The organism is Schumannella sp. GW821-FHT10F01 (assembly GCF_058809295.1).
Genome location: NZ_JBXASM010000016.1, coordinates 54,387 through 65,314 on the forward strand (window position 1 = coordinate 54,387; position 10,928 = coordinate 65,314).

At 73.9% G+C, this 10,928-nt stretch carries 9 protein-coding genes; 5 read left to right on the forward strand and 4 right to left on the reverse strand.

The window, feature by feature from the left end; all coding sequences use genetic code 11:
- Positions 1 to 15: 15 nt before the first annotated feature.
- The gene (locus AC1RSJ_RS15285) at positions 16 to 4,062 is read right to left on the reverse strand and encodes an ExeM/NucH family extracellular endonuclease (protein ID WP_493119297.1); all 4,047 of its coding nucleotides are present in this window, start codon (positions 4,060 to 4,062) and stop codon (positions 16 to 18) included.
- 177 nt (positions 4,063 to 4,239) lie between these two features.
- Between AC1RSJ_RS15285 and AC1RSJ_RS15290 the strand changes: the two genes are divergently transcribed.
- The 5 genes from AC1RSJ_RS15290 (at position 4,240) to AC1RSJ_RS15310 (ending at position 8,127) form a co-directional block, all read left to right on the forward strand.
- The gene (locus AC1RSJ_RS15290) at positions 4,240 to 5,043 is read left to right on the forward strand and encodes a siderophore-interacting protein (RefSeq protein ID WP_493119299.1); all 804 of its coding nucleotides are present in this window, start codon (positions 4,240 to 4,242) and stop codon (positions 5,041 to 5,043) included.
- 82 nt (positions 5,044 to 5,125) lie between these two features.
- Positions 5,126 to 5,485 carry a hypothetical protein gene (locus AC1RSJ_RS15295; RefSeq protein WP_493119301.1) on the forward strand — a complete coding sequence of 120 codons (360 nt, stop codon included), beginning with the start codon at positions 5,126 to 5,128 and terminating at the stop codon, positions 5,483 to 5,485.
- A complete protein-coding gene (locus tag AC1RSJ_RS15300) occupies positions 5,482 to 7,146 on the forward strand; it encodes a hypothetical protein (protein ID WP_493119302.1) in 1,665 nt (554 codons plus the stop codon). The genes AC1RSJ_RS15295 and AC1RSJ_RS15300 overlap by 4 nt, the downstream gene beginning before the upstream one ends.
- Before the next feature lie 22 nt (positions 7,147 to 7,168).
- A complete protein-coding gene (locus AC1RSJ_RS15305; RefSeq protein WP_493119303.1) occupies positions 7,169 to 7,708 on the forward strand; it encodes a hypothetical protein in 540 nt (179 codons plus the stop codon).
- Positions 7,709 to 7,731: 23 nt separating this feature from the next.
- Positions 7,732 to 8,127 (forward strand): YbaB/EbfC family nucleoid-associated protein, encoded by a 396-nt coding sequence (locus AC1RSJ_RS15310; protein ID WP_493119304.1) that lies wholly within the window; start codon positions 7,732 to 7,734, stop codon positions 8,125 to 8,127.
- An 18-nt stretch (positions 8,128 to 8,145) separates the two neighbouring features.
- Here AC1RSJ_RS15310 and AC1RSJ_RS15315 read toward each other — a convergent pair whose 3' ends face one another.
- The 3 genes from AC1RSJ_RS15315 to AC1RSJ_RS15325 all read right to left on the reverse strand — a co-directional run.
- Complete coding sequence (locus tag AC1RSJ_RS15315; protein WP_493119305.1) at positions 8,146 to 8,775, reverse strand: P-loop nucleotide/nucleoside kinase family protein; 630 nt, start codon at positions 8,773 to 8,775, stop codon at positions 8,146 to 8,148.
- A gap of 68 nt (positions 8,776 to 8,843) precedes the next feature.
- A complete protein-coding gene (locus AC1RSJ_RS15320) occupies positions 8,844 to 9,263 on the reverse strand; it encodes a GNAT family acetyltransferase (protein ID WP_493119306.1) in 420 nt (139 codons plus the stop codon).
- Positions 9,264 to 9,390: 127 nt separating this feature from the next.
- Positions 9,391 to 10,928: DEAD/DEAH box helicase (locus tag AC1RSJ_RS15325; protein ID WP_493119307.1), on the reverse strand; the 1,538-nt coding region annotated here is incomplete at its 5' end.

Genomic DNA, 10,928 nt, shown 5'->3' on the forward strand with positions numbered 1-10,928 from the left:
GAGCCGTGGTCGTCATCACAGCACGAACAGCGCCCAGCGGCCGCCGCTCGAGGGCTCGAAGCCGTCGCCGGAGAACCGCGAGCTGAGCACGTGCACGCCGAACCGGAGCTTCGGCAGGGTCACGGTGACCTTCCCGTTCGCGGAGGCCGCGAGGTCGGCCGTCGCGACCTTCCGCCCGTTGTCGTAGACGTCGACGACGCCCACCGGCGCACTGCCGTCCTCGGCCCGGACCGTCGCCGTGTAGCGCACGTTCTTGCCGCCGAACGAGAGGATCGTGCTGCCGCGGCCGCTGATCGTCGTCGCCACCGGCTCGGTCGAGGCCGACTCCGCGACGGTGATCTGCACCGGGATGCTGGTGCCACCCGGTCCGGTGATCGTCAGCGTCTGCGGTCCGGCCGCGAGGTCGGACGGCAGCGTCACCGTGAGGCTGCCGGCGCCCTGCTCGTCGCCCTCGCTCGCGGCGACCGTGTACGACAGCGGGGTGCTGCCGAGCGCGGCGCCGCCGATCGAGACCGCCGCGTCGCCGCTCGTCGGGCCGCCGTACGTGAACAGCATCGACGAGAGGCCGAGCGTGAGCTGCTCGCCGGCCGCGTAGCCGTCGGCCGAGGCCGGCGGGGTCAGCGTGACGCCGATCGATCGCTGGGCGGTGTCCGGTGCGACCGGGCCGGTCTGCGCCTGGAACCAGTTCACGAACACGGCCAGGTCGACGAGGCCGGTGTCGGCCGTGCCGGTGCCCTTCGCCAGCTCCGCGAAGCCGTCGCCGCCGGAGGCGAGGAACGAGTTCGTCACGACCTTGACGCTCGCCGTGGGCGCGAGCGGCTGCCCGTCGAGGAAGAGCTGGCCGATGTGCGAGCCGGTCGCCGCCGCGGGGTCGTAGGTGTACGTGAGCCCCTTCGACAGCCCGAGCTTGAGGTAGGGCCGCGACGATCCCGGCTGCCACTGCTGCTCGAGCACGGTCTTCAGCTGCGCGCCGGTGATGTCGGTCGTCACGAGCGTGTTCGAGAACGGCTGCACCGAGGCGGCCTCGGCGTACGTCACGTTGCCGTCCGGATCTCCCGCGCCGCTGGAGGCGTAGAGCAGGTCGGTGCGCACGCCGCCGGGGTTCATGATGGCGACCTGGGCGCCGCGATCCTGCACGGCGTCGAGCTGGACGTCGGCGATGAGGTTCGACAGGGTCGACTCCCCGCCGCGGTTCTCGCTGCCGTCCGCCTTGCGCGCGCGGGTGATGTCCGCGGAGATGGAGCCGAGCGAGACCGATCCCTTGACCTTCGCCACGGCCACGGCATCCGCGACGATCTGCGCGATCTCCGGGTCGGGCGCGGCGGCGCCGACGAGCGGCTTCACCTCGCCGTCGATGGAGAGCAGCTCGTGCGTCACCGGGTCGGCCGTGATGGCCAGGTGGCCGTAGGCCTCGCCGTACTTCGCGGCCTCGACCACCGGGATCGTGCGGCCCGACGTGCCGACCGGCACGTCGTGGTCGAACAGCTGGTGGGTGTGACCGGCGACGATCGCGTCGACGTCGTCGCCGACGCCCGCCACGATCTTGCCGAACACGCTGTCACCCTCGGCCGCCGAGAGGTCGCCGGACTCCGGTCCCTCGTGCTGGATGAGGATGACGATGTCGGCCTCGCCGTTCGACTCGTCGCCGTCGCGCAGCTGGTCGGCGACCTTCGTCACCGACGACACGATCGGCTTCACGTCGAGCGTGGCGATGCCGGCCGGCGAGACGAGCGTGGGCAGGTCCTCGGTGGTGGCGCCGATGAACCCGACGCGAACGCCGTCGACCTGCTTCACGAAGTACGGGTCGTACGCCGGGTCGGACGTGCCCTTCTCGTAGAGGTTGGCGCTGATCAGCGGGAAGCCGAACGCCTCGGCCAGCCGGCCGTCGACATCCGCGCGCCCCTGGTCGAACTCGTGGTTGCCGAGCGCCGACACGTCGACCCCGGCCGCGTTGAGCGCGTCGATGGTCGGCTGGTCGTTCTGCACGAACGAGGTGAACGTGGAGGCGCCGACGTTGTCGCCCGCGCTCACCACGATCGTGTTCGGATTGGCGGCGCGGTACTGGTCGAACAGCCCGCCGAGCACGGCGGCGCCGGCCGACGCCCCGGATGCCTCGAGGCGCCCATGGAAGTCGTTGAACGTGAGCACGTCGATGTCGACCGGCGGCGCGGCGCGCGTCAGGCCGACGACGATCGGGTCGTGGTCGCTCGCGCGCCACGGGGCGCCGGGCTCGGTCGCCCCGAACTCGTAGCCGCGGTCGCTCCACTCGGCCGCGTTGATGCCCCACTCGCCGACGCCGGTGACGCTCTTCGCGAGCGACGGGGAGGCGAGGGCGTGGTCGAGCGAGCCGATCTGGCCGTTGAACGAGTACGTGTACTGGCCGGGCGCCTTCGCCGCGAGCAGGTCGGTCCAGCCCGCCGCAGTGAGCGACTGGATCGGGTCCTCCTGCGAGTAGGCGTTGAAGTCGCCGAGCAGGATGACGTCCTGGCTCTTCGCGGGATCCGCCTGGATGCCGCCGACGAAGGCCTGCAGCGCCTGCGCCTGCGCGAGGCGGTCGGCGTTGAAGAAGCCCTGGCCGTCGGCCGGCTCCGCGCCGGCGCCCGACGGCGGCGACTTCGACTTGAGGTGGTTCGCGACGACCGTGATCAGGCGGCCGGCGCCGACGTCGAACGTCTGCGCGATCGGCAGCCGGGCGTTGGCCCACGCGGCGCTCGAGTCCGCGAGCGCGTCGCCGACCGGCGTCACGTCGGCCTTCTTGTAGATCAGCGCGACCTTGATGACGTCGGTCGTGGCGGCCGCGAGGGCTGCCGGGGAGGCGACGTAGCCCCAGACGTCCGAGCCCGCGCCCGCGTTGAGCGCGTCGACGAGGATCGCGAGGCTGGCATCCGTCTCGTGCCCGAAGTGCGACGAGTTCTCGATCTCCTCGAGCGAGACGACGCTCGCGTCGAGCTTGTTCACCGCGGCGACGATCTTGCCCTGCTGCACTGCGAGCAGCTCGGGGGTCTCCGCGCCCCGGCTCAGGCCGCCGAAGTCGGTGAAGTAGTTCTCGACGTTGAACGACGCGATCCGGAGGTCGCCGCCCACGGCCGGCGGCGCGGCCGGGCGCGGGTTCTCGGTCGTCCAGGTCGGCTTGTAGTCCGCCGCGCTGGCGTCGGTGATCGGCACCTGCGGCTGCAGGCGCCAGTCGGAGAAGCCCCAGCTCAGGATGACCGGCTTCGCGGACGGCACGAGCACGTCGCCGTTGCGCACGACGGCGTCCTTCGTGAAGTACGGCTGCGTGCCGGGGTGCTTCGCGTTCGTGACCTGGATGCTGTAGCCGTCGTCGAGCAGGATGCGCTTCGCCGTGTTCTCCGCGGCCAGCGCGACCGCCGCCGGCGTGCCGGCGTCGTACTTCTCGGTGGCCTGCACCGCGGGTCCGCCGGCGTTGAGCCAGAGCGTGCCGAAGTTGTAGAGCTGGTGGCTCGAGCCGAGCACGTAGCTCCCGGTCGGCTGCACGAGCATGCCCTCGTAGGCCTCGCGCGCGGCGCCGACGACGGTGTCGGGCAACGGCGTGACGGCGGGCAGGCCCGCCTGGGCCTGGACGACCGTGACGGCGCCGGCGGTGTTCGCGGAGATCTCCGTCAGCGTGCCGGTGTCGCTCGCGCCGCCGGGCTTGAACTCCGAGACCGAGCCGGTGGCGGTGACCAGGTCGCCGACGACGGCGGTCTGGGCGGTGCTGCCGGTGTAGACGAAGAGGCCGTCGGAGGCGCCCGGCGTCGCGTCGGCCGCGCCGCCCGAGCCCTGCGTCTGCACGTAGTAGCCGCTGTAGCCGCTCACCGAGTCGTAGGCGCCGACGACGACGCCCTGCACGCTGACGGTCTGGCCGACCAGCGGGCTCGTGCCGGTCGTGCCCTGCACGGACGCGATCGGCGTGAGGTCGGCCGCCTGCGCCGCGGTCGTCGCGGCGAGGGGGGCGACGGCGAGCGCGCCGGCGGCGAGGATCGCGAGCGCGGAGCGGCGGGCGCCGCGGCGTCCGGTCCCCTCCTCGGTCGATGCGGACGGGGCAGAGCGCTGCTGGGCCAACTCGTTCTCCGTTGTTCGGGGTGGTCGAGGGTGGCGTTCGGGTCTACCCCCGGATGGGGGGTCCGCCGAGGGGGAGCATAGGGAAGACCGGGGCCGGGGGGAAGAGCGCGCCGCGGGTCGTCATCCAGTGTTCACGAGCGGTCGATAGGAAGCACGAGTTAGGTTAGCCTCACCTACATGGCCACCTCGAACATCGCCGTCGCCCACGCCGCCAGCGGGCTCATGCACGCGGAGGTCGCGCGCACCGCCCGCATCTCGCCGCACCTCGTGCGCGTGACCGTCGGCGGCGACGACCTGCGCCGGCTCGAGTTCCGCGGATTCGACCAGTGGGTGCGCCTGGCCCTGCCGCCCGCAGGGCGCGACCGCGTCGAGGGGCTCGGCGACCGGCTCGACGTGCGCGGCTACCTGCGATGGCGCACACTGCCCGCGGCCCAGCGCCCGGTGATCCGCAACTACACGATCCGCTCGTTCGACGCGGATGCGCTCGAGGCCGACATCGACTTCGTGGTGCACGGCGACGGCGGCGTCGCCGGCCCGTGGGCCGTCGCCGCCGAGCCGGGCGCGCCGCTCGCGATGCTCGACCAGGGCTGCGGCTACCGGCACGACCCCGACGCCGACTGGGTGCTGCTCGTCGGCGACGAGACCGCGCTGCCCGCGATCGCCGGCATCCTGCGCGACCTGCCGCGCACGACCCGCGGGGCGGCCGTGATCGAGCTGCCGGATCTCGCCGACGCGCAGGAGACCGGGGCGCCGGAGGACGTCGAGGTGCACTGGGTCGTGCGGCCCGCGGGCGTCGCCGTCGGCGGCCTCGCGCTCGAGCACGCGCGGCAGCTGCCGTGGCCGGCCGGCACGCCGCGCGCGTTCGCGGCCGGCGAGTCGGCGCTCGCGACCGGCGTCCGCCGCTGGCTCGTCGCCGAGCGCGGCGTGCAGAAGACCGGCGTGACGTTCTGCGGTTACTGGAAGGCGGGGCGCTCCGGCTGAGGCGCATCCGACAGCCGTTGCCCTGAACATGAGGTTTCCCCTACGCTCGGGACGAGCATCCGGAGCGGATCGAGGGGGACCGATGAGCGACGGCGGGCCGGCCGGCACCGAGATCCACATCGACGGCGAGGTGTGGCAGAGCGCGGCGAAGCGGCTCGCCGACCTCGCGGGCGACGTGCGGGGCGTCGGCGCCGACCTCGGCGCGAACCCCGTCACCGGGCGCGCCTTCGGCCTCATGAACGCCTGGATGGTGCCCCCGATCGCCGGCCTGGTCTCGACCGCGACGGAGGTCGTGCAGACGACGGGCGAGCTCACCGGCGCCGTCTCGCTCGCCACGGCCGCAGCCGCCGACGACTTCGAGGCGGCCGAGCAGCAGCACATCGGCGACCTCGAGGCCATCCAGCGGTCGATGGACCTGCCCGAGGCGCGGCGGTTCGAATGAGCGCCACCCTGACGACCGGCGGCGCGGCCGCGGGCATCGCGTCGCAGCTGTCCTCCGGCTCCTGGGCGCCCGGCGGCGCCGGCGCCTTCCACGTGCCGTTCGCGCAGCCCGGGGGCGGCGTCGTGCGCATCGTCAGCTGGGCGCTCGAGTACGTCTCGCCGCTGCAGGACTGGATGGACGACCTCACCGGCGACAAGGAGCAGGTCGCCTCGTTCGCGGCGACCTGGACGACCGCGGCCTCCGAGCTCGACTCCCTCCGCGAGGAGGTGGTGAACGTGGGGACGCTCGTGCACGACCAGCAGGGCCGCACCGCGCGCGCCCTCCGGCAGCGCCTCGACGACATCTCCACCACGCTGCAGGACGCCGTCGAGTGGACGACCGCGACCGCCGCCGCGCTGCGGCTCGCCTCGACCATCGTCACGGCCGTGCACGATGCGGTGATCGGCGCGCTGGCGGAGCTCGCCGGGCTCATCGCCGACCTCTTCGGCTTCTCGCTCAACCCGTTCGACAAGATCGACGACCTCCGCGAGCTGGCCTCGCGGGCCGGCGACTTCATCCACCTCATCGGGCAGCTCATCGAGCGGATGACGCAGGCGTTCCAGCAGCTCGTCGAGCTGATCCGGGCGCTGCAGCCGCTGCTCGCCAAGGCCCTGCTCGAGCTGCGGGCGCTCGTCGGCGAGCTGATCAGGATGGCGGCGCCGATCGTCGGCGCGATCCAGGGCGGGGTGGCCGGCACGGTCGTCGGCACGCTGCTCGGCGGGCCGCTCGGCGGCCTCCTCGGCTCCGCGGCCGGCACGGTCGGCGGCGGCCTGCTCGTCGGGGTGCTCGGCGGCGGGCTGTCCGACATCCTCGCGAAGGATCCGCGCGTGACCGAGCTCGATCCCGCCGACCTGCCGCCCGGATCCGTGCTCTCGGCCTGGGAGGAGTCGGGGTCGGCGGGCCATCTCGGCACGCTGTCCGACCTCGTCGACCAGAACGGACGGACCGACAAGATGGGCGGCGCGGACCAGTCCGTCATCGACATCAAGAAGGTCGCGGACGACTCGGAGCAGGGCTTCCACTACGTCGTCTCGCTGCCGTCGACCCAGGACTGGGGTCTGCTGAAGGGGCCGATGGGCGGCGACTACGGCAACACGCTCGGCGACGATCCCGCGACGAACGACCTCGACTCGAACGTGGCGCTCATGGTGATGAACACCCCGGCGCTGCGCACCCAGTACGAGCGCGCGGTGCTGCAGGCGATGTCGGACGCGGGCGTGCCGCCGGGATCGGATGTGGTCTACACCGGCTTCAGCCAGGGCGGCATCATGGCGGCCTCGCTCGCCTCCCACCCGACGCTGTACAACACCATCGGCATCGTCACGAACGGATCGCCGATCGACCGCTTCGACATCCCCTCGTCGGTGCGGGTCGTCAGCTTCGAGCACGACGGCGACGTCGTGCCGCAGCTCGACGCGGCGAACCGGCCCAGCGGCACGAACGGCAGCTGGACGACCGCGCACCTGCCCGTGCCGGCCGGGACCGGCCAGCCGCATGACAACCAGCTCTACTCGAGCTCGGTGGACGCCTGGGCGGCCGCGAATCCCCAGGAGGCGTCCGACCTCATGGCGCTGTTCGGCGGCGACGTGGTGGATCATCAGGTGTACCGCTGGAACGAGTGACCGCCCCGCTGGAGGCCCCCCGATGATGCGACGACCGACCAGGCCCGGCGCGCGCCGGACTCGAGCGAGCCGCATCGGAGCGAGCGGACGGCGGCCGAGCCGCGCCCGGCGCATCCCGATCCTCGCCGCGGTCGCCGGCGCCGTCGCGCTCGTGCTGACCGCCTGCTTCCCGGGCGGGAGCGGCGGAGGAGGTGGCGGGTCGAGCATCGAGCGCGACGTGACGGCCGCCCTGCAGTCGTCGGACCTCGGTCTCACCGGCGTGCTCGCCGAGGTCGCGAAGACCGGCTTCGGCGACGACCTCGCCCTCACGATCTCGATCGACGGCGACACGGTGTCGACGGAGCTGCTGCGCGGCATCCTGCAGACGACGGTCGACGCGACCGACCCCGACGGCATCCGCAACCTCAGCGTGCACGTCTACCAGGGCCCGCAGTCGGACGGGAAGGGCCTCGACGTGCTCACGCCGGCGGCCGAGCTCGGCTTCGACACCGGCAGCCCCAACCGGCCGCGCACGTCGTTCGAGCAGCGGATGTCGACCGTCGTCGACGTGCTCGAGCAGTAGCGGATCGCGAGGAGAGGACGAGCATGACCGACCGGTACGGCAGCCCCGAGGAGGTGCGCGCCACGGTGGCCGCCCAGATCGCGGCCGCGGATGCCCGCCGCACCCGGATCGAGGCGCTCGCCGCCGAGATCTCCGCCACCTCGGCGACCGCCCGGTCGCCGCGCGGCGAGGTGGAGGTGACCGCGGCGCCGTCCGCAGCGGTCACCGACATCCGGCTCTCCGACGACGCGCTCGAGCTCTCGGCGGACGAGCTCTCACGGCTCGTCACCGAGACGGTGGCGCGCGCCCAGGTCTCCGCGAGCGAGCGGGCGCTGGCCGCGGCCGGCGACGCGCTCGGCGAGGACAGCCCGTTCGTGGCGGAGCTGCGGGCGGATGTCGCGGCCCGCGCCGCGGGCGGCGGGGACGGCGTGCGGTGGTGAGTCGCCCCGGCGGCCCGATCAGGCCGGCGCGGCGACCCGGAGGGACGGCCAGCGCCATTCGGCCCACTCCGCCCAGCTCTGCCAGGCCGCCGGCGGCGCCGCGGGCGTGACGCCGGCCAGCTCGTCGGCGTCGGGCACCTCGAACAGCCCGCGCCAGGCGTCGAGGTCGTCGGCGGTGAGCGGCTCGTACGCCTCCGGCTGCTCGCGGTGGCGGTCGGCGATCCGCTGCCGCTGCACCCCGGCCGGCACCTCCGCGTAGTCGGTGACGCAGCGGGCGCCGCGGGCCCGGGCGATCGCGTGCAGCGCGGCGCGCTCGTCACGGCCCCACAGCCCGAAGTCGATGACCGCGGACGTGCCGAGGTCGAGCGCGCGGAGGCCGATCGTCACGAGCCGCCCCTCCAGCACGTCGCGGCGGCCGCCGGGACGGGGACCGCGCGGGTCGGCGGCGGCCCCGGCGCCGCGCCCCGCCGGCGACTCGGCGAAGGGCTCGTCGGGCGTCGCGGTGCCGAAGAGCGGCAGCATCCACTCGTCCGGGGTCAGGCGGAGCGCGCCGAGCTCGGCCGCGATCCGTCGCGCCCGAGTCGTCTTGCCGGAGCCGGGCAGGCCCACCATGAGCACGAGCGCCGGCGGCGATCCGGTTGCGGCCATGCGGGCACGCTACCCGGATCGCGGTGCCGCGGCGGCGGACCTCAGACGTCGACCGTCAGACGAGGACCTCAGACATCGGGGATGAGCCGCTTGCCGAGGCTCGCCGCCGCGTCGCGCCCGTAGCCGAGCCGGTCGTAGAAGCCGAGCGCGGCCGCGTTGTCCTCGCGGACGAGCAGGTTCAGTTTCGGGCAGCCGAGCTCGAGCAGCAGGCGCTCCAGCTCGGCCATGAGGGCGCGGCCGGCGCCGCCGCCGCGCTCCGCGGGGTCGACCGCGAGGTAGTACACCCAGCCGCGGTGGCCGTCGTAGCCGCCCATGGCGCTGGCGACGACCCGGCCGTCGCGCTCGCCGACGAGGAACAGCTCGGGCTGCACGCGGAGCTTGCGCTCGATGTCGCGCCGCGGGTCGTTCCACGGGCGGGTCAGGCCGCAGGTCTCCCAGAGGGCGACCACGGCGTCCGTGTCGGCGGCGTCGAAGGTGCGGATGCGCATCCGATCACGCTATCCGCGGCCGCGGGCGGGTGTGTGAGACGACCGATGCGCAGCATCGGCACGAATGCGCCGGTATCTACCGGCGCACTCGCAGCGATGCTGCGCATCGGCGGGATTCGGGATCGGGCTACGCGTTCGCGCGGGCCGCCAGGTCCTCGACCGCGGCGTCGCCCGGACGCACGTCGGTCCACTCGGCCTCGATCTCGGCGCGGCGCAGGAGGTCCTCCGTGCGACGGCGGCGGTTGCGCGGCGCGAGCGTCACGACGACGCCCTCCTTGCCCGCGCGGCCGGTGCGGCCGGAGCGGTGGAGGTACGTCTTGTACTCGTCGGGTGCGTCGGCCTGGATGACGAGGGCCACGTCGTCGACATGGATGCCGCGCGCGGCGACGTCCGTCGCCACCAGCACGCGGGCCTTCCCGCTCGTGAACCGCTCCAGGTTGCGCGTGCGGCGCGACTGGTTGAGGTCGCCGTGGAGGGCGACGGCGCGCACGCCGTTGTCCTCGAGCAGGTCGACCACGTCCTCCGCGAACGCGCGGGTGCGCACGAAGACGAGCTTCGAGCCGGGGCCCTCGGCGAGCTCGGAGAGCACGTCGAGCTTGTCGCGCTGGTCGAGCACGAACACGCGGTGCTCGATGGTCGACGCGGACTGGTCCTCGCCGGCCACCTCGTACACGCTCGGCTCGGTGAGGAACTCGTCGACGAGCGACGCCACGGCCTGGTCGAGCGTGGCCGAGAAGAGCAGCCGCTGGCTGCCCTCCGGCGTGCGGTGCAGCAGGTCGCGCACCGGCTCGAGGAAGCCGAGGTCGCACATGTGGTCGGCCTCGTCGAGCACCGTCACGACGATCTCGGAGAGGTCGAGGCGGCCCTGGCTGACCAGGTCGCCGACGCGGCCCGGGGTGCCGATGATGATGTCGACGCCGCGGCTCAGCGCGCCGTACTGGCGGGCGTAGGGCACGCCGCCGTACAGCTGCGTGGTGAAGAGGCCGACGCTCTGCGCGATCGGCTGCACGGTGCGGTCGATCTGCAGCGCGAGCTCGCGGGTCGGCGCGAGGATCAGCGCGCGGGGCGCGCGGCCCGGACGACGGCGCTCGGTCGACGAGAGGCCGGCGCGCAGCTGCAGGAGCCGCTCCACGACCGGGGCGCCGAAGGCGATGGTCTTGCCGGAGCCGGTGCGGCCGCGGCCGAGCACGTCGCGGCCGGCGAGCACCTCGGGGATGGTGCCGGCCTGGATCGGGAACGGGCTGGCGGCGCCGAGCTCGGCGAGCGCGGTGACGATGTTCTGGCCGAGGCCGAGGTCGGCGAACGACGCGCCGGCGGCGGTGTCGGCGTCGATGGCCTGCGCCTGCAGGCGCTCGAGCACGACGTCGTCCTGGAAGGCGGGGCGCTCGGCGCGGTCGCGCTCGGGGCGATCCGACCGGAACCCGCGGTCCTGGCGCTCCTCGCGGCCGCGCTCGCGGCGCTCCGTGGAGCGGACGTCGTGGTCGCGGCGGACGCGCTCGGCGCGCGGGTGGTCGCCGTGGTCGCGGCGGTCGCCGGGGAAGTCGCGGCGCGGACGGTCGTCCGAGTACTCGCGGCGCGGGCGCTCGGTCCGGTCGCGGTCGCCGAACGTGCGGCGGGGGCGGTCGTCGCGGTCGCCGGCGTCGCGCCGCGGGCGGTCGCCGGCGT

What these genes read in the sequence shown, in the direction of transcription:
- AC1RSJ_RS15295 (WP_493119301.1), top strand. Translation starts at nt 5,126, where the DNA reads ATGAGCGACGGCGGGCCGGCCGGCACCGAGATCCACATCGACGGCGAG.
- AC1RSJ_RS15310 (WP_493119304.1), top strand. Translation starts at nt 7,732, where the DNA reads ATGACCGACCGGTACGGCAGCCCCGAGGAGGTGCGCGCCACGGTGGCC.
- AC1RSJ_RS15300 (WP_493119302.1), top strand. Translation starts at nt 5,482, where the DNA reads ATGAGCGCCACCCTGACGACCGGCGGCGCGGCCGCGGGCATCGCGTCG.
- AC1RSJ_RS15320 (WP_493119306.1), bottom strand. Translation starts at nt 9,263, where the DNA reads ATGCGCATCCGCACCTTCGACGCCGCCGACACGGACGCCGTGGTCGCC.
- AC1RSJ_RS15305 (WP_493119303.1), top strand. Translation starts at nt 7,169, where the DNA reads ATGATGCGACGACCGACCAGGCCCGGCGCGCGCCGGACTCGAGCGAGC.
- AC1RSJ_RS15315 (WP_493119305.1), bottom strand. Translation starts at nt 8,775, where the DNA reads ATGGCCGCAACCGGATCGCCGCCGGCGCTCGTGCTCATGGTGGGCCTG.
- AC1RSJ_RS15290 (WP_493119299.1), top strand. Translation starts at nt 4,240, where the DNA reads ATGGCCACCTCGAACATCGCCGTCGCCCACGCCGCCAGCGGGCTCATG.